This window comes from Streptomyces populi (genome assembly GCF_002911015.1).
GTDB lineage: Bacteria > Actinomycetota > Actinomycetes > Streptomycetales > Streptomycetaceae > Streptomyces > Streptomyces populi.
Map to the genome: position 1 here is coordinate 21,605 of NZ_KZ626907.1, position 23,312 is coordinate 44,916.

Annotated in this window: 21 protein-coding genes; 12 read left to right on the forward strand and 9 right to left on the reverse strand. The window is 72.8% G+C overall.

Features of this window, described 5'->3' with window-relative positions; all coding sequences use genetic code 11:
- Window positions 1-12 precede the first annotated feature (12 nt).
- Window positions 13-1,617 (reverse strand): M48 family metallopeptidase, encoded by a 1,605-nt coding sequence (locus tag CW362_RS28370; RefSeq protein ID WP_103552449.1) that lies wholly within the window; start codon window positions 1,615-1,617, stop codon window positions 13-15.
- 181 nt (window positions 1,618-1,798) lie between these two features.
- On the opposite strand from CW362_RS28370, the gene CW362_RS28375 reads away from it, so the two are divergent.
- Window positions 1,799-2,236, forward strand: coding sequence for a carboxymuconolactone decarboxylase family protein (locus CW362_RS28375; RefSeq protein ID WP_103552468.1), 438 nt, complete (start codon window positions 1,799-1,801; stop codon window positions 2,234-2,236).
- Here CW362_RS28375 and CW362_RS28380 read toward each other — a convergent pair.
- Entirely contained in the window at window positions 2,233-3,441 is a 1,209-nt protein-coding gene (locus tag CW362_RS28380; RefSeq protein ID WP_103552450.1) for an RNA-guided endonuclease InsQ/TnpB family protein, read from the reverse strand. The two genes, CW362_RS28375 and CW362_RS28380, sit on opposite strands and share 4 nt — an antisense overlap.
- A 304-nt stretch (window positions 3,442-3,745) precedes the next feature.
- Here CW362_RS28380 and CW362_RS28385 point away from each other — a divergent pair, with 304 nt between their 5' ends.
- The 4 genes from CW362_RS28385 to CW362_RS28400 all read left to right on the forward strand — a co-directional run bounded on the left by CW362_RS28385 (window position 3,746) and on the right by CW362_RS28400 (window position 7,074).
- Window positions 3,746-4,498 carry a sigma factor-like helix-turn-helix DNA-binding protein gene (locus CW362_RS28385; RefSeq protein WP_240658077.1) on the forward strand — a complete coding sequence of 251 codons (753 nt, stop codon included), beginning with the start codon at window positions 3,746-3,748 and terminating at the stop codon, window positions 4,496-4,498.
- Window positions 4,499-4,616: 118 nt separating this feature from the next.
- Window positions 4,617-5,903, forward strand: coding sequence for an MFS transporter (locus CW362_RS28390; RefSeq protein WP_103552451.1), 1,287 nt, complete (start codon window positions 4,617-4,619; stop codon window positions 5,901-5,903).
- 102 nt (window positions 5,904-6,005) lie between these two features.
- On the forward strand, window positions 6,006-6,263 hold the full coding sequence (locus CW362_RS28395) for a hypothetical protein (protein WP_103552452.1): 258 nt from the start codon (window positions 6,006-6,008) through the stop codon (window positions 6,261-6,263).
- Window positions 6,264-6,516: 253 nt separating this feature from the next.
- On the forward strand, window positions 6,517-7,074 hold the full coding sequence (locus tag CW362_RS28400; protein WP_103552453.1) for a pyridoxamine 5'-phosphate oxidase family protein: 558 nt from the start codon (window positions 6,517-6,519) through the stop codon (window positions 7,072-7,074).
- Window positions 7,075-7,103: 29 nt separating this feature from the next.
- Here CW362_RS28400 and CW362_RS28405 read toward each other — a convergent pair whose 3' ends face one another.
- The gene (locus tag CW362_RS28405) at window positions 7,104-8,018 is read right to left on the reverse strand and encodes a helix-turn-helix domain-containing protein (RefSeq protein WP_103552454.1); all 915 of its coding nucleotides are present in this window, start codon (window positions 8,016-8,018) and stop codon (window positions 7,104-7,106) included.
- A 96-nt stretch (window positions 8,019-8,114) separates the two neighbouring features.
- Between CW362_RS28405 and CW362_RS28410 the strand changes: the two genes are divergently transcribed.
- Window positions 8,115-9,671, forward strand: coding sequence for an alpha/beta hydrolase (locus CW362_RS28410; RefSeq protein WP_103552455.1), 1,557 nt, complete (start codon window positions 8,115-8,117; stop codon window positions 9,669-9,671).
- A gap of 53 nt (window positions 9,672-9,724) precedes the next feature.
- Here the strand turns inward: CW362_RS28410 and CW362_RS28415 are convergent, their stop codons facing one another.
- Entirely contained in the window at window positions 9,725-10,033 is a 309-nt protein-coding gene (locus CW362_RS28415; protein ID WP_103552456.1) for a hypothetical protein, read from the reverse strand.
- 49 nt (window positions 10,034-10,082) lie between these two features.
- Window positions 10,083-10,898, reverse strand: coding sequence for a DUF427 domain-containing protein (locus tag CW362_RS28420; protein ID WP_103552457.1), 816 nt, complete (start codon window positions 10,896-10,898; stop codon window positions 10,083-10,085).
- A gap of 414 nt (window positions 10,899-11,312) precedes the next feature.
- On the opposite strand from CW362_RS28420, the gene CW362_RS28425 reads away from it, so the two are divergent.
- The 6 genes from CW362_RS28425 (at window position 11,313) to CW362_RS28450 (ending at window position 17,344) form a co-directional block, all read left to right on the forward strand.
- Window positions 11,313-11,852, forward strand: a complete 540-nt coding sequence (locus CW362_RS28425; protein WP_103552458.1) for a toxin-antitoxin system, toxin component — start codon at window positions 11,313-11,315, stop codon at window positions 11,850-11,852.
- Window positions 11,853-11,855: 3 nt separating this feature from the next.
- Complete coding sequence (locus tag CW362_RS28430) at window positions 11,856-13,067, forward strand: MAB_1171c family putative transporter (RefSeq protein ID WP_206301072.1); 1,212 nt, start codon at window positions 11,856-11,858, stop codon at window positions 13,065-13,067.
- Between the two features lie 202 nt (window positions 13,068-13,269).
- Window positions 13,270-14,580: a hypothetical protein gene (locus CW362_RS28435; RefSeq protein WP_103552459.1), complete on the forward strand. Its 1,311-nt coding sequence runs from the start codon at window positions 13,270-13,272 to the stop codon at window positions 14,578-14,580.
- Window positions 14,581-14,813: 233 nt separating this feature from the next.
- Window positions 14,814-16,211, forward strand: a complete 1,398-nt coding sequence (locus CW362_RS28440; protein ID WP_103552460.1) for an FAD-dependent monooxygenase — start codon at window positions 14,814-14,816, stop codon at window positions 16,209-16,211.
- 97 nt (window positions 16,212-16,308) lie between these two features.
- Window positions 16,309-16,767: a GNAT family N-acetyltransferase gene (locus CW362_RS28445; protein ID WP_103552469.1), complete on the forward strand. Its 459-nt coding sequence runs from the start codon at window positions 16,309-16,311 to the stop codon at window positions 16,765-16,767.
- A gap of 172 nt (window positions 16,768-16,939) precedes the next feature.
- Window positions 16,940-17,344 carry a pyridoxamine 5'-phosphate oxidase family protein gene (locus CW362_RS28450; RefSeq protein WP_103552461.1) on the forward strand — a complete coding sequence of 135 codons (405 nt, stop codon included), beginning with the start codon at window positions 16,940-16,942 and terminating at the stop codon, window positions 17,342-17,344.
- Between the two features lie 146 nt (window positions 17,345-17,490).
- Here the strand turns inward: CW362_RS28450 and CW362_RS28455 are convergent, their stop codons facing one another.
- From CW362_RS28455 to CW362_RS28470, 4 genes are read right to left on the reverse strand one after another with little or no spacing between them, the layout of a single operon-like run.
- Window positions 17,491-18,501, reverse strand: coding sequence for an Acg family FMN-binding oxidoreductase (locus CW362_RS28455; RefSeq protein WP_103552462.1), 1,011 nt, complete (start codon window positions 18,499-18,501; stop codon window positions 17,491-17,493).
- A 39-nt stretch (window positions 18,502-18,540) separates the two neighbouring features.
- Window positions 18,541-18,987: a hypothetical protein gene (locus tag CW362_RS28460; RefSeq protein WP_103552463.1), complete on the reverse strand. Its 447-nt coding sequence runs from the start codon at window positions 18,985-18,987 to the stop codon at window positions 18,541-18,543.
- A complete protein-coding gene (locus CW362_RS28465; protein ID WP_206301073.1) occupies window positions 18,987-21,626 on the reverse strand; it encodes a multicopper oxidase domain-containing protein in 2,640 nt (879 codons plus the stop codon). The genes CW362_RS28460 and CW362_RS28465 overlap by 1 nt, the downstream gene beginning before the upstream one ends.
- Window positions 21,607-22,902 carry a TIGR04053 family radical SAM/SPASM domain-containing protein gene (locus CW362_RS28470; protein ID WP_103552464.1) on the reverse strand — a complete coding sequence of 432 codons (1,296 nt, stop codon included), beginning with the start codon at window positions 22,900-22,902 and terminating at the stop codon, window positions 21,607-21,609. Before CW362_RS28470 ends, CW362_RS28465 begins: the two co-directional genes overlap by 20 nt.
- Window positions 22,903-23,312: the final 410 nt, after the last annotated feature.

The following is a 23,312-nucleotide window of genomic DNA, read 5'->3' on the forward strand; positions in this document are numbered from 1 at the left end:
TCCGAACAGCCGCTACGCGGACACGGTCGCGCTGCTCACGAGCAGCGCGCGCAGCGGTGTGGTGTCGGGCGTGTCGGCCACGGCCGCGTCGAGGGCGTCGTCCAGGCCCTCCTCCCACTCCTGCGGCAGAGCGAGCCCCGGCCGCCCCGACCAGCCGGTGTCGGGAACCGCGTGTCCGCTCCGGACGAGGTGCAGATGGACAAGACCGGCGAGCCCGTCGAAGACCTTGGGCCGGATGAAGTTCCGGGCCGACGGACCGGTCAGCCGGGCCGCCTGGGGAGGCTTGGGCAGACGGTCGGCCACCTCCGGCCACAGCAGTCCGCGGTCGATCGCGTCCAGCACTTCGTCGAGGCCGGGCGGAACGGGTTCCTCCTGCGGAGCGGTCACGTCGGTCCGGTGGACGAGCGTCGCGTCCAAGGCCGGGGCCGCGGAGCGCAGCGCCCTGGCGACGGCGACCTGCAGCGGCCGGGACCAGTCCTCGGCATCCGCGACGGCGCGGGCCAGGACCAGGTCCTCCCAGCGCATACGGGGCAGCCGCGCGACCCCGTCCGGCAGTCCGCGTGCCTCCATCGCCACGAACACGCCATCCGCGTCGTGCAGCAGGCCGAGCGCGGGCGGGCCGTCTCCGCCGTCGGCCCGGCCGTCGGCGCTCAACCGTTCGATCAGGGCGATCCGTTCGGCGTCCGGCGGGTGTGAGTCGTAGCGGTGCGGCCGTGGGGGACGCGTCCCGGCGGAGAACGTGGTGAGAAGTTCGCCGGGCCGGGCGGCGAGCAGGCGGCGGAACCCGCCGTACACCTCGCCCACCGGAGGCAGTGCTCCCAACGGCTCGCCCATCCCCGCGTAGGTCTTCATGTAGTGGGTGTGGGCGGCGGCGAGGACCGGCAGGGCTCGCAGCGTCGCGGCCGTCGCGTCCCGGCCCGCGTGCTCGGCGGCCATCCGGTCGGCGGTGAGTTCCTGGTCGCGGGCGACGGACTGCGAGGCGCGCAGGAACACGTGGGCGTAGCCCACATACAGGCCGCCGATCGCCTCGTGGAGAGCGGTGCTGCCCTCGTGGAACATCTCCACCGTGTGGAGCACCGCTTTCCGGCCGCGCATGGTGAGAGCGCCGAGCCTGCCGTCGCGATCGCTGTAGTGGCCGAACTCGTGGGCGAGGACGGCGCGCAGCCGGGGAACGGTCAGACCGGCGAGCAGCGGCAGACCCAGCAGCATCCGGCGCCGTCCGGGCAACAGCCCCAGCAGGCGGCTCTGTTCGGCGACCCCCGCGTTCACCTCGGCGACCAGGTACAGCTCGTCCGGCGGCCGTTCGCCCGCCACCTCGGCGGCGGCCCGGACCTCGGCCCACAGCTCGGGCTGATCGTCCGGGCCGACGGCGACGCCATGATCCATGCGTCCGAGGCATCCGGCCCGCAGGAAGGTGAACATGCCCCGCAGGATGATCACGGCCAGCAGCACGGTGACGGCGATGATCATGCCCTCGAACCGGGCCGCCCGCGCGGTGAACAACCGGGTCACCAGCAACCAGTCCAGCACCGCCATGGCGGCCAGGAGCGCGATGCCGATCTGGAAGAAGCCTGCGAGCAGCAGGACGGCGCGCAGGGCACGCGGACGGAACGTCATCGGAGTCCCCCACGGACCTCGGCCGCCCGAGCGGGCCGGCTTCGACCGCGGATCTTACCCAGTGGCCGAAAATCACTTGTCGGCGGGCGCGGCATGACGTGGATCACATCCGATCGTGTCACAGGCGGCCGAGGTGCCTCGTCTCGAGAGTGTGATCACCGACGAGCACGAGGAGCCCACGATGGACACGCGACTGGACTACTTCGCCGCCCCGACCGCCGGCAAGGTTCTCAAGTACTTCATGCCGGCCGGAAAGGTGCTGAAGGACTCGTCGTTGCCGGCCACGACGCAGGAGCTGGTGGCGTTGCGGGTGAACCAGATCAACGGATGCGCCGTCTGCGTCGACATGCACACCAAGGAGGCCGCGGGCGAGACCCCGGTACGGCTGAACCTGGTCACGGCTTGGCGGGAGGCCGCGGTCTTCACCGAGGCCGAGCGCGCCGCGCTGGCGCTGGCGCTGGCGCTGGCGCTGGCGCTGGCCGAGGAGGGTACCCGGATCGCGGACGCGGCCCAGGAGATCGGCGACGAGGTGGGGACGCACGCCGCCGAGCACTACGACGGGGAACAGCTCACGGCTCTGGTGATGCTGGTCTCCTTCTTGACTTCTTCCCTCGCCTAAAGGCGGGGGATTCCAGCGGTCGCCCGCTGGGTTTCCTGCTTCACCGACGGCTGCCCCGTCCGGGAGGACTCCCGTTGAGGTCTTACACCGTCTCCACAGGCAGAAGCCGCCAGCCCGGCGGCCAGGATGTTGCGTGCCGCGTTCACGTCGCGGTCGTGCACCGCGCCGCAGCCGCACGTCCACTCGCGGACGTTCAGCGGCAGCTTCTCGCGGACCGCTCCGCAGTCCCCGCACAGCTTGCTGCTGGGGAACCAGCGGTCGATCACGACGAGTTCGCGCCCGTACCAGACGCATTTGTACTCCAGCATGGAGCGCAGTTCCGTCCACGACGCATCCGAGACGGCGCGCGCGAGCTTGCCGTTCTTCAGCAGGTTGCGGACGGTCAGGTCCTCGATCACGACCGTTTGGTTCTCACGGACGAGCCGAGTGGACAGCTTGTGCAGGAAGTCGCGGCGCCGGTCGGCGATCCGCGCATGGACCTCGGCGACCTTGCGCCGGGCCTTCTCCCGATTGGCCGAGCCCTTGGCCTTCCGCGACAGTTCACGCTGCGCACGGGCCAGGCGGGCGCGGTCACGCCGCTCATGCCGAGGGTTGGCGATCTTCTCGCCGGTGGACAAGGTCACGAGGGAGGTGATCCCGGCGTCGATACCGACCGCCGCCGTGGCGGCGGGCACGGCGGTGATGGTGTCCTCGCACAGCAGGGACACGAACCAGCGGCCGGCCGCGTCACGGGACACCGTCACCGTGGTCGGCTCCGCACCCTCGGGCAGCGGACGCGACCAGCGGATGTCCAACGGATCCGCCATCTTCGCCAGCATCAACTTCCCGTCACGCCACTTGAAGGCACTGCGGGTGTACTCGGCCGACGCCTTCGACTTCTTCCGGGACTTGAAGTGCGGGTACTTCGCACGCTTGGCGAAGAAGCTCCCGAACGCCGTCTGGAGATGGCGCAGCGCCTGCTGCAGCGGGACGGAGGACACCTCCGACAGGAAGGCCAGCTCCTCGGTCTTCTTCCACTCCGTCAGCGCGGCCGACGACTGCACGTAGGAGATCCGGCGCTGCTCGCCGTACCAGGCCCGCGTGCGCTCCTCCAGCGCCTTGTTGTAGACGAGGCGGACACAGCCGAACGTGCGCGACAGCTCGGCCGCCTGCTCGTCCGTGGGGTAGAAGCGGTACTTGAACGCCCGCTTGACCTGCTGTGTCACGCCTCACATTCTATCAGTTCCCGTGTGAGCAGCGGATGTCCGCGAGTGGCCGCAGACGCCAAATCGCCCAGGAAGCGATTCGCCTCTCCCTGCCCTGCTCCGCAGGAGCTTCGTTTCTCCCCCGCAAGCAGGAGGTACCCCCACCCCGGCCTGAAGGCCGGGGAGGAAACGAAGGAGAACCGATGAACGCGGTGAACCGACTGAACGTCATCACCCGGCCGACGGGCGCGTACGAGCCCGGACAGCTCCACTGAACGGCGTCGGCGGCCGGTTCGGTCCCGGCTGCCGGGCTCGGGCTCGGGGCGTGAACGATCGGAGCCCGGCCAGGACGGGCCGGGGCGGGGCAGGAGAGGAGTACACGGGTCCGTGGCTGCCCGAACCGCTGCTGAGTGATCCGTACCAGGATCCGGAGCGCTCGGCCGAGCTGGCCGACTCCGTGTCCATGGCGGCCCTGCTGCTGCTGGAACGGCTCAGCCCGCTGGAGCGGTCGGTGTTCGTGCTGCGGGACGTGTTCGCCTTCGGGTTCGACGAGATCGCCACGGCGGTGGGACGTTCGGAGGCGGCGTGCCGGCAGTTGCTGGTGCGGGCGCGACAGCACATGAAGGCGGGCCGGCCGCGGTTCACGGCGGACCGCCAGGAGCGGCAGGAACTGGCGTCACGGTTCTTCGACGCGTTGAAGGACGGTGACGTGGACGCGCTGCGGAGTCTGCTGGCGGCCGATGTGCAGATGGTCGGGGACGGCGGCGGCAACGCCCCGAACCTGGCCAGGGCCGTCGTCGGCGCGGAGAACGTGGCCCGGCTCCTGGCCTCGGCCTTCCCCCTGATGGCCCGGGTCGAGGTGACGTTCGAGCCGCACGAGGTGAACGGTCAGCCCGGCGCGGTCTTCCGGGCCCCGGACGGCAGGATCCTGCACACCCTGTCCCTCGAGGTGCTCGACGGACGGATCCGGGCCATCCGCTCGGTGCTCAACCCGGACAAGCTCGGCCACCTCGGTCCGGTCGCCGACGCCTGGGCCGTCCACCGCGAGGTGATACAGGCCCGCCGTCGGACGGATTGACGCCGCCGGTCCGTCCGGCGGGGGGCGGCGAAGACCGGGCCGAAACAATTCGCCCGGGCCGGAAGGCGCCCGTTACCCTGCGCGACGTGAACGACCCCCGCGCCTCCCGCCGCCCTTCATGAGCATCACCCGGACCCTGATCGACGTCCGGCCACTGCGTACGTCCCCCGTCTTCAGGCGCCTGCTGATCGGCCGGACCGTGTCCGTGCTGGGCAGCTTCATGACCATGGTCACCGTCATGTACCAGGTCTGGGAAATGACGCACAGCACGGTCTGGACCGGCGCGGTGGGACTGGCGCAGGCGCTGCCGATGATCGTGTTCGGGCTGTTCGCCGGTTCCTGGGCGGACCGGGGCGACCGGCGGCGGATCTTCCTGTACGCGACCGTCGGTCAGGCGGCCGTCTCCCTGCTGCTCGCGGTCCAGGGCTTCACCGGACACGTCCCGGTGGCGGGCGTGCTCGCGCTGGTCGCCGCGCAGTCCTGCTGCTCGGCGGTCGCCGGTCCCGCGGCCGGGGTGTTCGTGCCGAGGCTCCTGCCGAAGGAGCAGGTGGCGGCCGGTCTGGCGCTCCAGCAGGTCACCGGTCAGGCCATGATGCTCGTCGGCCCGGCGCTCGGCGGCATCCTCCTCGGCCGGGCGGGCATCGGGACCTGCTACCTCGTCGACGCCCTGTCCTTCGGGCTCTCCTTCTACGGCGCGTTCGGGCTGCCCGCCCTGCCGCCCGCGGGCGAACCGTCCCGGGCCGGGCTGCACGGGGTGCTGAACGGCCTCCGCTTCCTGGCCGGGCACCGGGCGATCCGCGGCGCCCTCGTCACCGACCTGGCCGCCACCGTGCTCTCGATGCCGACCAGCCTGTTCCCCCTGGTCAACGCCGAGCGGTTCGGTGGTGGTCCACGCACCCTCGGTCTGTTCCTGTCCGTGCTCGCCGTCGGCGGCATCGCCGCGTCCGCGCTGTCCGGAACGATCACACGGCTGGGCCGTCCGGGACCGGTGATGCTGTGCGGGGCGGGGCTGTGGGGCGGGGCGCTCGCCGCCTTCGGCCTGGTGCGTGATCCGTGGGCCGGCCTCGTGCTCCTGGCCCTGGCCGGGGCCGGGGACGCCGTCTCGGTGATCTCGCGCAGCACGATCGTACAGACCCACACGCCGGACGCCCTGCTGGGCCGGGTGACGGCGGCCGAGCAGATCGTCGGCCAGGCCGGCCCCCATCTCGGCAACCTGCGCGGCGGTGTCGTCGCCGGCTGGACCTCGGGTACGACCGCCCTGGTCAGCGGTGGGCTCCTGTGCCTGTTCGCGGTGCTCTGGGTCGGCGCGAGGACACCGGAACTGCGCGGTGGATCCGTTCCCGGGCCCTCTGCCGGCACCATGCCGCTCGAGCCCGCGGACGTCCCCGTACCCGACGGACCGTGACCGGTGTGACCGGCGTGACCGCGACACGTGACGGTGCCGAGGGCGAAGAAGTACCGTGCGCCTGCGCGACGGGAGCCGGATGAGGCGCTTGAATACCGGAGCGTGACCACCGAATCCCAGCGTTTCACCGTCCTGCTGGTCCCCGAGTACGTCGAGAACAAGGACACCGCGTCCGCGCAGGACGTGGCTGTGCGATCGGCGGTCGTCGAAGCGACCGGCGAGACCGGCGAGACCGGCTACCCCCGCTACGCGGGCGACGGGATCGTGGCCGACATCGATCCCCGTACGCGCACGGTCGAGGCGTTGCTGGTCGACGGCGCGGAGCTGGACTACGGGCTGAGCGCCCTGGTCGCTTCCTGATCCGGCCGGCACGCGGGCCCGGACGCGCGTTCCCCGGCCGGAGCCGATCGGACCCGATCGGACGCGATCGGACCTGGTGCGACCGTCGGCACAGGCCGGACCAGGGGTCGGCCGCGCCGGTGACGACCGTGTCGCCCCTCCCCCACCGGGGTGGCGACAGGAAATCGGGCAGGCGCGGCGCGATGAGTCCGGGGCGGCCGACCGGTCTCATCGAGGACAGGCGCAGTCGTCGCGAGAGCGAGGGAGATCCGTCATGCCGACGCAGGAACCCGCGAAGGAACCCACCACGGAGCTCGACGCCCGGTACAGCTCCGCGCTCAGCCCCCGCCCGGGTGCCGCCGACGTCACCGCCACCGAGTGGGCCGAGGCCCGGCGGTACCTGGAGACCGCCGAGATCTTCTGGCTGTCCACGGTGCGGCCCGACGGCCGGCTGCACGTCACCCCGGTGATCGCCGCGTGGCACGACGGGGTGCTGTACTTCTCCACCGGTGCCGGGGAGCAGAAGGCCAAGAATCTCGCCCATGACGGCCACTGCGCGCTGACCACCGGGGGGAACTCGCTCACGGCGGGGCTCGACCTGGTGGTCGAGGGCAGGGCGGAGCCCGTCGCCGATCCGACGACGCTGGAGAGCGTGATCGCGGCGTACGAGGCGAAGTACGGGCCGCACATCACTTCGCCCGAGGGCACCTTCCACGGGATCGGGGACGCGTTCCGGAAGGGGCACGCGACGGTGTTCGCGGTGTCTCCGGCGACGGCGTACGGCTTCGGCCGCGACGAGGGGGTCTACACCCACACACGGTGGTCGTTCTGAGCGACGGGCCCGCGGACGCGGCCGGGTGATCAGTCCGCCGTCCCGGCGAGCTGGTCGTCCAGCGCGGCGCGGAGCCAGTCGTGGGTGGCGCCGGGGGTCGGGTCCGGGGAGGCCGTGACCTCGGCGGTCAGACTCCAGTAGTGGTCGATGCGGGGATCCGCGGCCAGTTGCCCGCTGAGCCCGCGGCGGAAGGCGGGGGTGTCCCGCGTGCCGCGTGAGCGGGCGTAGGCGGAGACGAAGCAGTCGAGCGCCTCGCCCGCTCGCGGTGCCCGCTCCGCCCGCAGCTGCGACGACGCCAGCGCGTACGCCTCGACGAGACCGTCGTAGAGCACGTCCGGACGGCCCCCGCCGGGTCCGTGTGCCGCGGGCTGGCCGTTGCCCGTGCCGGGGCAGGGGGCGGTCACGAAGGCGTGCAGCCGGGTGAAGGCCAGCACCTGGGCCGGTGTCGGGACCTCGGGAAGCTGCGGCACGGAGTGCTCGACGATCACGGAGGCGAGCCGGGCCGGGAGCCGCGGCGGCAGCCAGCGCCGCCAGAAGCGCGCCAGCGGTGCGGTGCTGGGCGGGACGGGCACGGCGCCGATGAGCCGCAGGCGAGCGGCGCGTTCCTCCGGGGCGCAGTCCTGGACCAGTCGGAGGGCGGCCTCCTGCCAGCGCAGGGCGGTGAGCCGCGAGCCGATCCGCCGCAGCTGCCCCGCGACGACGTCCTCCAGCGTGTCGTCCTGGTCGAGGACCCGCTCCACTTCGGGGACCGGCAGGTCGAGGGTGCGCAGGGAGCGGATCAGGTGCAGCCGGTCGAGTGCCTCGGGACCGTAGCGGCGGTGGCCGCCGCCGCTGCGGGCTTCTTCGGGCAGCAGCCCTCGGTCCGAGTAGAAGCGGACGGTCTTGACGGTGACGCCGGCGCGCTCGGCGAGCTCTCCGATGCTCCACGTGCTGTCGGGGGACACGGACTTGAACCTCCCTCAGGGGGAGTTCCTACCGTACCGGCGAGCGCGGGGCGGCGGTACGCCAGTCCCTGCGGGCCATCGTGAGAGGGGGCAGTGATGACGGCGTTCGTCCTGGTGGCGGGGGCCCACACCGGCGGCTGGGTCTGGCGGGAGGTGGCCGCCCGGCTGCGGGAGTCGGGGGCGCGGGCGTATCCGGTGACGCTCACCGGCATGGGTGACCCGGACCGTCCGGCGGGTCCTGACACGGACCTGGAGACGCACATCCACGATCTGCTGCGGCTGATCGACGAGGTGGACGCGGCGGAGGTGGTCCTGGTCGGTCACTGCTACGGCATCTTCCCGGTGCTCGGCGCGGCCGACCGGCGTCCCGAACGGATCGCCCGGATCGTCCACCTGGACGCGGGCATGCACCGGAACGGCGACCAGGCCCTGACGCTGGTGCCGGACGAGGCCGTCCGCGACCGGCTGTCGCACGGGCCCGGCGCGGCCGACGGCGCACGGCCGGTCCCTCCGCCGGCGCTCGACGCGTGGCAGCGCTGGGGCAGCGTCGCCGACATCCCACCGGCCGTCCTGACACGGCTGGCGGAGAGGGCCGTCCCGCAGCCGGCGGGCACGCTCACCCAGCCGCTGCGCCTGACGGGAGCGGTCTCCGCGCTGCCGTCGACCGGCGTCCTGTGCACCGGCAACGGTTCCGGCATCGCGATGGTCGAGGACCTGGTGAGGATGGGGGACCCCCGGTTCCGGGCCCTCGCCGACCCCCGGGTGACCTTCTTCGAACTCGGCACCGGGCACTGGCCGATGCTCTCCCGCGCGGACGAGGTGGCCGCGACACTGCTGCGGGCCGCCGCGGGGGAAGGCCACCGGGTGACCGCCGCGGCGGGCGAGCGGCCGGGGCACCTCCGCCCGTTCCTGCTGGACGTACCGCGACGGCGCCGTGAGCGGATCGGACGGGTCGACCTCCACCTCCCCGGTGATCTCCCCGGGACCCTTCCGGGTGACCTCCCCGCCGGCTTCCCGGAAGCCGGGGGGCCTTGGCCGGCGGTGGTGTTCGTCCACGGCGGTCCGGTCCACCCCGACGTGCGGCCGACCCCGCGCGACTGGCCGGGGTTCGTCGGCTACGCCCGCTCCGTGGCGGGCCTGGGGGCGGTCGGCGTCACGCTGGACCACCGGCTGCACGATCTCGCCGACTGCGGACGGGCCGCCCAGGACATCGCCGAGGCGGTCGACCTCGTACGGACCGATCCGCGCGTCGACGCGGACCGCGTGGCTCTGTGGTTCTTCTCCGTCGGCGGGCTGTTGTCGGCGGACTGGCTCGCGGCGCCCCCGCCGTGGCTGCGGTGCGTGGCGGCGACCTATCCGGTCCTGGCACCGGTGCCGGGCTGGGGAACGGTCGATCCCCGGTTCCGTCCGGCGGTCGCCGTACGAGGCGCGGAACGGTTGCCGATCGTGCTGACCCGGGTGGAACGGGAGCGCGCCGGGATCGCGGTGACGGTCGAGGAGTTCCTGGCCGCCGCGAAGGAGTGCGAGGCCGATGTCGAGGTGATCGACGTATCGGGCGGACGCCACGGTTTCGAGACGACCGACCGTTCCGGGCAGGCGCGCCGCGCCGTGGAACGCGCGGTGCGGTCCGTGGTGGGCCACCTGCGGGGCTGAACGGCCACCGCGTCCACCGGTGCGGTCACGGCCGGACGGTCACCCGCGCGCCGTCACAACAGGCTTTCGTCCCGGACCTTCCACTCCGCGCCCAACTCGTCGCGCAGGGACTCCAGCGCGGTGTGCGCCTGCTCTTTGAACAGCTGCTGTTCCAGGCCGGTCCAGGGAGAGGGATTCGGCGGGTACTCCCAGTCGATCGAGGACTGGTACCACGTGGACAGCCGCGCCAGCTCGGCCCGCAGGGCCGGACTGATCGGCAGGCGTTCCAGATCGCACGGGTAGCCGTACTCGCTGTCCATGTCCTCCGGCCACAGCGGTGTGTCCACGCCGGCTTCGAAGAAGAATCTCAGGTACCTGACCATGCCGGATCCTCCCACACCGAACTGCCCGTGGAGGACGGCGACTTCTCCCTCACCTCGGGGTCTGCTCCGAGAGCGCCCGGGTGAACGGGGTGACGGGACGCTCCAGGGCCTCGCCGTCCACGGTGATGTCGACCGCCTCGTTGTAGAAGGCCAGGAGGTTCTTGATCGTGCCCACCGCGGGCAGCGGATCCGGGTAGCTCCAGACGATGTTCGGCGGGACGGCGGCACCGCCCCGCCACGACCAGTACTCGGCCGTGCCCTTGTAGGGACAGCCGGTGCGGTGGTCGGTGGGGACGAACAGTTCCAGGCGGACGTCCTCGCGCGGGATGTAGAACCGCGTGGGCAGTGCCGTCTCGAAGAGCAGGACCGGGCGGACGGTGTCGGCGACGAGGGTGCCGTCGATCTCGACCCGGACATGACGGCTGCTCGCCACGGCGTCCACCCGTTTGTGCGGGTCGCGCGGGTGGATGAAGATCTCTTCCTCCTCCTCGTACCAGTGGTCCAGGCCCCGGCCGACGCGCCGGAACCACTCGAAGGCGATGTGGCCGGCCAGGTCGGACGCGGGGAAGGTCCAGGCCGCGTTCTCCAGCAGCTCGCCGTCGAGCTCGAGGTCGTAGAAGACGCGCGATCCGGTGTGACTGCCCGTCGGGGGGTTCTTCGCGGGCCGGAGCAGGTCCTCGCGCACCTCCTCGCGCGGGAAGGCGTACGTCGGCACCGGTACCTCCGGCTCCCACACGAGGACGGGGTGCCTGCTGTCCACGACGGTCACCTCGCCCCGGCGGCCGCGCACCCAGCGTTCGCTGGGCTCCCACAGCAGGCCCTCCGGGGTCGTCCGGACGGCTCGCGCGGTGGGGAATGTGGTCATGACCGTTTCTCCTTCGGGCCGCCCGGTGGACGACCGGGCGAGGCGGGCACGGCCGTCCGGTCTCCCGCGGGCCGTCCGGACGGAGCACGGGCGCTCGTCCGCCTCGCCACCGGACCGTGGAGCGGGGTGCGTGGAGGACACTTCCCGGCGGACGGGCGACGGCCATAACCAGTCATCCGGCCGAGCACTCACAGGTCTGCTTTTATCGGACTTGTTCAGCATCATACGACCCACCGCGGCGCCGCCTCCGAATGATTGTCCGTGCACAGCAAGCCCGGGTTTGGCATATTGCGTACGGAGACCGACCGCGTCGCCGTGCCGCATCGGCGCCGACGGGCACAGAGCGAAGAACGCCGACACGAAGCCGCAGGCTTCTCGCACTTCCTGGGGAGAACAGTGCGTAAGGGAAGGGTCATGCGTCGTCTCGTCGACGAACTGGTCGCCGGTGTCGCACTACCGGTCCCCACGGAGCCGGACGCCCTGTTCGACGCTTTGATCCGCTCGGTCAGCGCGAAGACGGGGCGGGAACTCGTCGTCCTGCGGAAGGAGTTCCCGCACCGGACGGCCAGTGGTCTCTGGCTCGACCTGCCCGACCGCGACATCATCGTGATCGACGAGCGGGCCACCCCGCTCCACCAACTGGCGATCTTCTTCCACGAGGTATGGCACCTGCTCGACGGCGCCTGCGGCAACCACGCCGTGGGCCGGTCCGTGGCGACCCGGATGCTCTCCAGCCGCCCGGATCTGCCCGCGCTCGACGAAACGGTGCGCAGGGTGGCCGCGCGCTCCGAGTTCAAGCAGGACGAGGAGAGGACCGCCGAGACGTTCGGCCTGCTGGCGGCCACGCGGTTCCGCGTCTGGCTGGAGAGCGAGCCCGGCGCCATACCCACGGGCCGCGGTGACATCGCCGGACGCATCAGCGCGTCGCTGGGAAACCGCCGTCAGCAGGTCTGAGCCGTGAACTCCTTCGGTTACTACATACCCGCCGCCGCTCTGTGGATCTGCTTCGCCGTGAAGGTTCCGGACCTGTGGAGAGCCTGGCGCGACCCGCTCATCCGGTCGGTCTGCGTCGTCATCGCCGTGGGCGGCGCGGGGTTCTTCTTCGCGGCTCCCCCGACGATCGCCGCGGTGAACGACGTCAGCGGTGTCCCGAACGTCTCGAGTCTGCTGGTGTACATCATCATCAGCGGGTTCAGCGCCTCCTGCCTGCTGCTGATCGTCCACTGGCGCGGTGGGCCGCCCGAGCACGTGCGGCGCGTCTCACGGCACTGGCTCCTCGCGTACACGCTGGTCGTCGCCGTCCTGATCGTCCTGTTCGGCCTGGGTGACGCTCCGGTCGAACGCCGCACCGACTTCGACACGTACTACGCGTCGGCGCCGTTCATCGGCGAGATGATCATGCTGTACCTGCTGGCGCACATGACCGCCGCTCTGGTCACCACCCTGATGTGCTGGCGCTGGGCTCTCCAGGTCCGCGGCTGGCTGCGTGCCGGCCTGTGGATCCTGTGCGTCGGCTGGCTGCTGAACCTCTCCTTCAGCGGCCTCAAGCTCGCCGCGGTGGCCGCTCACAGGAGCGGCCTGGACTGGGACGTGCTCAGCACCACCCTTTCCCCTCTCTTCTCGGCCATGGCCGCCCCCTTCGCCATCGTCGGATTCCTGCTGCCCCTGGTGGGGCCCTGGGTGGTCACCACCGGACGGACCCTCGCCGCCTACGTACGGCTCGGGCCGCTGTGGGACGAACTGAGCGGCGCCAGCCCCGGCACGTCCCTCGCCGCGCCCATCCGCTGGTACGCCTCGCCCCAGGTCCACCTGACCCGACGCGAGGCAGGCATCCAGGACGGGCTGAGCCTCGTGCGTCCACAGCTCGACGACGAGTTCCGCGCACGCGCGCAATCGGCCGCCGAAGCCTCCGGCAGCACCGGTCCGGACGCCGTCCTCATCGGTCAGGCGGCGATGATCCGCGCGGCCTCGCAGGCCACTCGTCAGGGCTGCACCCGCGTACCGCGCGTTCCCGGGGACTCCGCCGTCCCGACCGCGCGCGCCGCTCTCGTGGGCGTGTCCCGCGCCCTGCACAGCTCCCCCATCGTGGCCGCCGTCCACGCGGATCGCGCGGTGCCGTCCCGCCCTGCCGCCGAACACGTCGAGGATGGCGAGAAATCACCCACATGAGCCCCTCCGCCACCCCACCCGCGGGGCCCACGGCCGCGCCGCTCCCCCGCCGGACCGGTGCGCCCGCGGACCCGGCGGAGTCCTTCGCCTCCTCCGGGTCACGGTTACGCACCCGTACCGTGACCCGGCCGTGCAGTGAGGTCCTCGCGCCCGGGCTCGCGGTGAACCCGCGCACGAGCCCCTACCCGGAAGGCCGTGAGCGATGAACGGCAGCGGCTTGGTGTTCTACGTCCCCGGGGCGATCCTGCTGATCGCCGTCGCGGTCAAAGCCCCCTCCCTGAAGGCGACCTGGCGGGACCCCGCGACCCTGCCCAGCAGCGCGATCCTGCTGATCGGCTCCGCCGTGTGCGTCCTGTCCGCGCCCCCGACGATCACCGCGGTCAACGCGTTCACCGGGATAGCCAACTTCTCGGGACCGCTGGTGTACTCCGGCATGTCCGCGCTGAGCGCCGCGTACCTCGTCCTGATGATCGCGTGGCGGGGCGGGCCGCACTCCGCGCTCAAGCGGCGGACGCTCCTGGTCGTGGCCCTCTACACGCTGGTGATCATCGGGATCGTGGTGCTCTTCGCGCTGGCCGACGTGCCCGTCGAGCGGACGCGGGACATGGACACCTACTACGCCGGCACACCGTACATGCGCGAAATGATCCTGCTGTACCTGGTGTTCCACACCTTCGCCACCGTCGCCCTGACGGGCATGTGCCTCAGCTGGCTCCGGATGATCACCGGCATCACCCGCACCGGTCTGACCCTGATCGGCATCGGCAGTTGCTTCGACCTGTCCTACCAGGTCGCGAAGTACACCTCCATGGCAGCCCGTTGGACCGGCCACGACTGGGACTTCCTCAGCACCGACGTGTCACCGCCCCTGGTCGCGACGGCCGGCGTCCTCGTCGCCGCCGGCTTCGCGCTGCCCCGCCTCGGCCCCCCTCTCGCGGACAACGTGCGCGCCTGGAACCGCTACCGGCTCCAGAAACCGCTCTGGGCGGAACTGCGCGAGCTGCGCGGCCCGGCCACAGCGGAATTCCGCTGGTGGACCTCTCCCGTGGTGCGGCTGACCCAGCAGGAGATCACGATCCTGGACGGCGTCCTGGCCTGCGTGCCCTACCTGGACAGGGAGATCCGTGACGCCGCCTACGCCGAGGCGCTTCGCCAGTCGGTCCCACCGGCGGACTTCGGCCCTTCCCCGGGCGTCCGCGGCCGGTGGGCGAGGATCGGCACACGGAAGCCGCGGCCTTCGCCCCGCCCCGCCGCCCCGGGCCCGCACCCGGCCGCCGGTGCGCCGCAGACGGTGCTGGAGGACGCGAGGGTGGTGGCGGACGCCGCCATGCTGGCCGCGGCCCGCATACATGTGACGGGCCGTCACAACGCTTACCGCACACCCGAGGTGAAGCTCCTCGAAACCGTGGAGAGACCCCACACCAGGGTCAGGCTCGCCCGGGCCATCGAGACCTCGCCCATCGTCGCGGCAGCCCGTCGGCGGGCGGCCCTGCAAGAGGTACGCCAAGAATGACCGCGGCGACGGAGCGGTCCCGACCGCGTACGAGGCGCCGCTCCCGTCAGAAGGGCCGCGCCGTCGGCCGGTGCCGGGCACGTCGGACGCCGCCCCGGCCCGCGCCCCGGCGGCCGTGGACGTGGACGTGACGGTACGTTGTCCCCCGCAGTTCGAACTCCGGTGCTTCTGACGGCAATTGTCCGCCAGGGGCCTTCACGGCCGGACGGCCGCCAGAAAGGGTGCTCCCGCCAATGCCCGAGAGATCGTCCGGTCGTCGCCCTGCCGCGCTCGTGATCGGAGGAGGCATGACCGGCATGCTCGCGGCCGCCGTGCTCTCCGACCACGCGGACGTCACGGTCGTCGAGTCCGACGTCCTGCCCCGGCTGCCGGCCCCGCGCAAGGGACTGCCTCAGGCCCGCCACGCCCATCTGCTCTGGTCGGGTGGGGTGCGGGCCCTGGAGAACCTGCTGCCCGGCATCACGGACCGGCTCGTCACGCGCGGCGCCCGCCGCGTGCCGATCATGTCGGGCATGGTCAGCAAGGCGCCCTCCGGACAGTGGTTCAGGCGGTTCGACGACGCCCGCCACCTCAACCTCGTGTGCAGCCGCGACCTGCTCGACTCGACGATCCGTACCGAAGTCCTCCGGCTTCCCCGCGTGACCCTGCGGGAGCGGACCGAACTCATCGCCCTCGAAGGGGACGCGGACCGCGTGACCGGGGTGCGCGTACGCGGTTCCGTGGGAGACGGGGTGCTCTCGGCCGCCCTGGTCATCGACGCCACCGGACGCGCGAGCCGCGCGCCGGTCTGGCTGACGGACCTCGGCCTGCCGCCGGTGGAGGAGCGGGTCGTCGACGCCGGCGTGGGCTACGCGAGCCGGTTCTACCGGGCCCCCGCCTCCACGGGCGAGGACTTCCCCATCGTCAACGTACAGGCGGACCCCAGGCGGCCGCCGGGCAGGGGCGGGATCATCCTCCCCGTCGAGGAGGGCCGGTGGCTCGTCACCCTCTCCGGCACCAGAGGAGGCCGGCCCAGCCGCGACAACGGCGAGTTCGTACCCTTCGCCCGCTCCCTCGCCCATCCGGTCATCGGAGACCTCCTCGCCGGGGCGGAGCCGATCAGCGACGTCGTCACCACCCACAGCACGGCCAACAAGCGGCGCTACTTCGAGAAGTCGCCGAGGTGGCCGGCCGGCTTCGCCGTCCTGGGAGACGCGGTCGCCGGATACAACCCCGTCTACGGGCACGGCCTGACGGCTGCCGCGCAGAGCGTCCTGGCGCTCAAACGGGTGCTCGCCGGGCACGCCCTCGACTCCCCGGAAACGGCCAGGCACATCCAGCGTCGCGCGGCACGCCCCGTCGGGCAGGCCTGGGATCTCGCCGTGGGCCAGGACGTCCTCTACCCGGGCGCCACGGACGAGACGCCGGGCAGACTGGAGCGTGTCGCCGCCGGGTTCATCGACCGCGCGGTCGACGCCGGGGCGCGCAACCCCCACGCCCTGCGGGTGCTCCTGGACGTCATGAGCATGGAGCGGCCCCCGGCCCGGCTCCTCGCGCCCGACATGCTCTTCCGTGTCTTCCTCGGCCGGAAGGAACCCCTTCTGGACGGCCCTCCGCTGACGGAGGCCGAACGGAAGGCGGCGGGACTCTGATCGCGCCGGGGGGTCCACCGGGCGTTGCGGGCCGGAGTCCGGCGGCGGGGACGGACCCGCGGGACCGGACGGGATCCAGGGCGAGGGTGTGATCGTCATGGCCGACTGGAACCTTCGGCCCGCGTCGCTCCGGGACGTCGAGGCGGTGGCCGAGCTGCGTGCCGTGGTGCTGCGGGCGGATCTGGAGCGGCTCGGGCGGTACGACCCGCACCGGGTGCGGCAACGGCTGCGGGACGGATTCGAACCGGCGCACACCTGGGTGATCGAGGTCTCCCGGGCCTTCGCCGGCTGCGTGGCCCTGCGACCGGACGACGACGCCCGGTGGCTCGAACACTTCTACCTGGCTCCCCGCCTCCAGGGGGGCGGCATCGGCTCGGGTGTGCTGGGCGGACTGCTGGAGCGGTGCGACCGTTCCGGCGACCGGGTCCGGTTGAACGTGCTGCGGGGCAGTCCGGCCCGGCGGCTGTACGAGCGGCACGGGTTCACGGTCGAGACGGAGGATCCGGTGGACGTGTTCATGGTGCGCGAGGCCCTGCCGGTGGGCGAGCCCGGCTGACGCCCGCGGGAACGAGTCCCCGGGCCGTCCTCCGGCACGGGACGTGCCGCCGGGCCGTCCTCCGGCACGGGACGTGCCGCCGGGCCGTCCGGCACGGACAGGCCCTTCGGCACCCCCTCGGTAGGGCCGACCGGCCCTACACGGTCCCGGCTCGTGGAGGGACGATGACGGGATGTCCCAGGAAGACAGATTTCACGAACTCGACCGGCAGGAGTGCTTGCGCCTCCTGGCCAAGGTCCCGGTCGGCCGCGTGGTGTACACCCGGCAGGCACTGCCCGCGGTCCTCCCGGTCAACTTCTGTCTGGACACGGACGACTCCGTTCTGCTGCGCACCTCGTCGGGCTCGGAACTCGTCCGCGCGATCGACGGCGTCGTGGTCGCCTTCGAAGCCGACGAGTTCGACGTGGAGACCCGGTCCGGCTGGAGCGTGGTCGTGACCGGACGGGCCACCGTCGTGACCGACGCCGCCGAGTGCGAACGGCTGTCGCAGGTCGGTCCGACGTCCTGGATGCCGTTGCGGAACGCGGTGTTCGTGCGGATCGAATCGGAGATGGTCACCGGACGCGACCTCAGGTGACACGCCTGAGGCGGTGACCGCCGGCCGGACCCCGCCCGAACGTCCTCCCCGCGGTCCGGGTCCGCGCGGGCGGTCTCCCGGCCGCTCGGACCCGCCCGCACGGCCTCCCCGCGAACCGGGTCCCGCCCGCACGCCCTCCCCGCCGCTCAGGACCCTCCCGAAAAGCCCGCGGCCCCCGGATCCGCCTCCGGTACGGGGTCCGCGCAGGCGCGCGGCGTGCGGCCCCCGTCGGTGCCGTATCCGAAGCGGATCAGTACCTGCGGGCCGCACCGCCGTTTGGCCCCGGCCATCGCCGCCCGCAGGTCAGGCCACTCCATCGCCTGGTGCAGCACCGAGGTGCGCACCCCGTGCCGGGTCGCCGTGAGCAGTACGCGCTCCAGGGCCTGCCCCGCCCTCAGCCAGTCCTCCCGCCAGTCGTAGGCGGTCCACAACAGGGCCACCTGCGCGTGGCGTTCGAAGCGCAGGGCCGGCAGCCGTGGCACGGACAGCCCGGCGGTGAAGTCCCGCACCGGCATCCGGCCGGAGGCGTCCCGCGCGCCCAGCGCCGTGACCGGAATGCCGTACGACGCGTCGGCCCCCGGCACGGTGACCCAGGAGCGCTCCTCGCCGACCCGGGCCGGGTCGGCGGCGTTGCGGGCCTCGGCCGCCTGCGTCAGGCGCAGCAGGCGCCGCGTGCCGATGATGTCCGGCACGTCCAGGTGCGCGCCCTCGGCCCGGGCCGAGCTGATCATCTCGTACGTGATCGGTTCCGGCACGGGGCGGCCGGTGAAGGGCATCCTGCTGGTGTGGCGGCGCTCGACCTCGTCGTACAGGTCGCGCAGGGGCGACGGCGCGTCCGGGGCGGGCCTGGCCAGCCACACGGTGGCCAGCAGGTCCGGATCGTGCGGGTCCGGGCAGAGCCGGACGACCGGGTCCCAGCCGAGGTGCTCGGCGGCCACCCGGAGGTTGAAGACGGCCGCGCCCACCGACAGGTGCTGGGCGCGCAGCCGGGGATCGGCCTTCGGCAGCCGACGGCCCCGGTCGAGGCGGACCTGGATCACTCCGGTGTCCGGGTCCAGGCCGAACCGCCAGGGCTGGGTGTTGTGGATCGATGGCGCCGCCACCGCCGCGGCCAGCAGGGTACGAACCGTCGCGGCGTCGACTTTCCGGGTCTGCATCGAGGCTCCTTCACACGGTGGGACGGGGGACGGTCGAGGTCAGGTGGAGGGCAGCGCCGTGGCGAGCAGGACCACGCCCAGGGAGCCCACGAGGGAGACGACCGCCAGGGCCCGGGCCAGCTCCTGGCGGCCCTTGGCCTGGGCGATGCCGTGGCCCGCCGCGGCGATCATGACGATGACGAACAGGGCGAGCTTGGCCGCCAGGGTGCGGCCGTAGCCGGGCTCGGCGAGCGAGGCCCAGGTGACGCCCCTGTGCCAGGCCATGGCCCAGCCCGTGCCCAGTTGCACCGGCAGGAACACGGCCCCGGTCAGCATCCCGAACCGGCGTCCCGCCGCGGCGGTGAAGCGGTCCTTGGCCCCGGGGGCGAGCAGGCGGCGGGCCAGCGGCAGGATCACCAGGGACAGGGCGAGCTGACCGCCGACCCACAGGACGGCGCCCGTCACGTGCGCGAAGCGTACGAGGGACCACCAGCCGACGGTGCCCATCAGTCGCTCACCTCCACCATGCCGTGCGCTCCGGCCTCGGCGTGGCGCATGTCGTGGTCGACGAAGGCGTAGTGCCCGGCCGCCGGGAACACCGTCTCGACGAAGCCGCCCTGCGCGGTGGCGAGGTCCAGCACCTGCGAGCCGCCCGGCCCGTCCGGCCGGAGCAGGTAGGCGCCTTCCTTGTACACGGTGTCGAAGACGGTACCGACGATGTGGAAGGCGATGCCGTCGCTCGGTCCGGCGGCGACCACCCAGAAGCGGGCCCGTTCACCGGCCTTCGCCTTCAGGGGCCGCTGGGAGTACTGGTCGGCGATGCCGTTGAAGACCCAGGCGTCCGGGGTGTCGTCGCGCATCTTCTTCACCTGGGCGGTACTGCCCGGGGTGCCGAGGTAGAGCTCGGAGGAGACCAGCACGTACTCGTGGTCGGCCTTCTTCAGGCCGGGCGGGTCGATGATCACGGCGCCGTACATTCCGTTGCCCATGTGCTGGAGCATCGGTGAGGTGCTGCAGTGGTACAGCCAGGCCCCGGCCCGCTCGGCACGGAAGCGGTAGACCAGGCGTTCGCCGGGCTGGATCGTGCGCATGGGCTTGTCGGGGGCCAGGGAGCCGGCGTGGAAGTCGACGCCGTGGCCCATGCCGGTGTCGTCGTTGACCAGGGTGACCTCGAAGACGTCGCCGACCTTGCCGTGCAGGGTGGGGCCGGGGGCGCTGCCGCCGAAGGTCCACATCTGCTGCTTCACACCCGGGGCCACCTCGACCTCGGTGTGCGCGGCGCGCAGTTCCACCTCGTGGAGCGTTCCGCCGGGCACGGGGGCCAGTGCGGCGTCGCGGGGCCGCCAGCCCGCGGAGAAGTCGGCGGAGAGGTCGAGACCGCCGTCGGAGGCCGCGGCCATGGAACCGTGGTCGTGGTCGTGCGCACCCGCGGCGTCGGTGCCGCTGCTGCTGCCGGTGTCTTCGGTGACGACGATGGACATCGCCATCCCGGCCGCCCGGTGGCCGGGCAGGGTGCACCATGCCTCGCGGTTCCCGGTGATGCGCCCGACGTCGAGGGTGCGGGTGTGCCCCTCGGCGAGCATCGGTGTCGCCGGGCCGTCCTCGACCTTGAGGTCGTGGCGCATGGCGTCGCTGTTGGTGACCTCCAGCCGCAGGGTGGTGCCGGCGGCGACCTCGATCCGGGCCGGGCGGATCCGCATGTGGGCCAGGGTGACGGCGACGGTACGGGTGACCCCGGAGCCCGCGCCCGCCGCTCCGGCGGCGACGTCGGAACCGCCCGTGTCACCACCGCTGTTCGCCACCAGGACGGCCAGCACGGTCACCACGGCGCCCGCGGCGGTGCCCCACAGGACGGGGCGCCGTGCCGCGCCGGATCCGTCGGCCGTCCGTGAGGGACCGCGGCGGCCGCGGACGAGCACGGCCACCACCAGGGCCAGGAACGCCGCCGCGGCCGCCCCGGCGAGCGGCCCGCCCGCGGTACCGGCCGGGCCGGGCAGCGGCAGCGCCATGAGGGCGACGCCGAGGTTGAGGACCGCCAGCCGCGCCGGCCAGTACCGCTCCAGTACCGCGCGCAGCGCGGCCCGCTCCTTGGGACCGGAGGAGAGCACGACGGGAAGGAGATAGGTCAGGGCCCCGACGAGGACCTGTGCGACGAGTCCGACGAGCAGTACGGGGACCAGCGTGCCGAGGTCCTCCTGGACCGCGGCGAGCGGCCGGGCGGTCAGGAGCCCCAGGTCGGCGATCACGCCGATGACCAGCCATCCCATGGCCGCGGCCAGCATCCACGCGGCCGCCGCGGAGACCGCGGGACTCCTGCGCGGCGTACGGGCGAACAGGTACCCGGTGACGACGACGCCGGCGGCGTAGAGGGTCATGCCGAGAACGGCGGCGGGGCGCTGTCCGGCCGCCAGTCCGGCGACCGCGGTCAGCAGGCCGCCGCCGGTCAGCAGCAGTACCCGGCGGGCCAGCCGCGTGGTGCGTTCGGCCATGCGCACGCCCAGGACGGTGGGCCAGAGCATGAACAGCGTGCCCAGTACGGGCAGTCCGATCCAGCCGAGCAGCGTGATGTGCACGTGGGCCAGCTCGAGCCCGGTGTAGTGCCGCGGGCCGCCCCGGCCGGTGGCCAGCAGCCAGCCGAGGACCGCGCCGACGAGCAGCGCCGCGGCGGCGGCCCGGTAGTAGTCGGCGATCGGGGCGAGCCGTCCGCCCAGTGCTCCCCGCCCCATGCGGACCAGCACCACCAGGTGCGCGGTGATCGCGGCGATCAGCAGCGCGCAGCCGGCGCCGGTCAGGGCGGGCAGATCAGCCCACACGCCGGTGAGGACACCGGCGACCCCGGCGTTGACACCGGCCAGCCGTGTGTTGCTCCATCGCCGGTCGGGCAGCCGGGTGTGGAGCATGGCGACCGCGAAGTGCTCGCTCCACACCACGATCGCGGTGGTGGCGGCACCGAGCAGGAACAGGTGGATCGCGAGCCAGCGGGCCACCGGCAGGGTCTGCCGCTCGCTCGCCGCCAGCAGGGCGAGCGCCGCCCAGGCCGCGACCAGGGCGTGGGCGGCCAGGTGACGGCCGCGTTGTCCGGACGCCTTGAACCTGCTGGGCGGCCGGGTGCCTCCGGCGGTCAGGTCATCGGTCTTGCTGCGCACGGTGGTGCTCCTTGCCGCCCGGGGCGGCGGTCGGCCGGGGGCCTGTGGGCGGACGGAGGCCGGCGGGCGGTCGCGGACGGGAGCCGCCGGCCGTCAGCGCGGCCAGTTCGCGCTGGTAGGGGAAGGATCCGGGGACGTAGCCGCACCACGGCTCCTCCGCGTACGGATCGCCGGTGACGCCGTAGGCGCGCGAGCGGGAGCCGCCGCAGACCCGGCGGAACTCGCACGCCCCGCACCTGCCGCCCAGCCGGTCCGCGTCCCGCAGGCCGGTGAACAGCTCGGAGGTGCGGTAGATCTCCGTCAGCGGCCGCTCGCGCACACTGCCCGCGCCGAGCGGAAGGAAGCCGCTGGGGTGGACGGATCCGGTGTGCGAGACGAAGACGAAGCCGCGGCCGGCGTTGACGTCGAGCGGCGGACGCCGTACCCGGCGCACCGCGTCGGCCAGGCCCAGTTCGGCCGCCCGGTCGCGCAACTCCCTGTACAGGGGGCCGAGTCCGAGCGCCGCGACATGGTCCTCGCCCTTGTTCGTGAGGATCTGCCGCTGGAGCACGACCCGGCGGAAGTGATGGGCCTCGGTGGTCTTGGCGGGGATGGTCAGGCCCACGTCGTAGACGAAGTTGAGGACGTCCTCGACCTCGTCGGGGGTCAGTACGCCGAGGGTGCGGCCGCGGCCGGTGGGCACCAGGAAGAAGGCGCTCCACAGCATCGCCCCGTGCTCGGCGACCAGGCGCACGATGTCGGGGAGGTCGTGCAGGTTGTGCCGGGTGACCGTGGTGTTGATCTGCACCTTCAGGCCGAGGGCGCGCGCCGCGTCCCAGGCGTCCAGGGTCCAGCGGAACACTCCGGGCACCCCGCGGAAGGTGTCGTGGAGTTCGGCGGTGGAGCCGTCGAGGCTGAGGGACAGCCCGGAGGCGCCGGCGGCGTGCACGGCGCGCAGCCGTTCCTCGGTGAGCGTCGGGGTGCCGGACGGGGAGACGGCGACCCGGACGCCGATCCTCCGGCCGTAGGCGATGAGGTCCGTCAGGTCGGGGCGCTGGAAGGGATCCCCTCCGGTGATCACGAACAGGGGGGCCGGCTGCCCGAAGGCCGCCACCTGGCGCAGCAGGTCCTGAGCGGCGACGGTGTCCAGCTCCCGGGGGTCGCGGTCGGGCACGGCCTCGGCCCGGCAGTGCAGACAGGCCAGCGGGCAGGCCCGGGTGGACTCCCAGATGACGATGAACGGCCGCTGCCCCGCGTTGTGGCGCTGGTGGCGGATGGCCCCTGCGGCACTCATCATCGTCCCGCCCTTCGCGGCGGTCCGGGAGTGTGTCCGGCCGCCCTGGAGTCAGGGCAGACGGGGCGGGCGGCCGGACGGTGACCGGACCTGGGCGCGCGCGGTTCCCACCGTGAGCGGCAGCGGTGGGATCGGCCTCGAGGGAAGGCTGTGTGATCGTGCACGGGATTCCTCCGGATCGGTCGCCGTCAGCATCCACCGGCGGCGGTGGCCGGCGCGGCGGCCGATGGTCTTCTCGAACGGGGCCGATGGTCCCTTTCCGAGGCGGGTTCGGGGGCCGACGGGCCCTGTCCGGGACGAGGGGCAGGGACGGGACGGGACAGGGGACACGAGGGACAGGGGACGGGACGAGGGCCGGACGTGCCCGGTCCCGGACGTGCCCGGTCCCGGACGTGCCCGGTCCCGGACGTGCC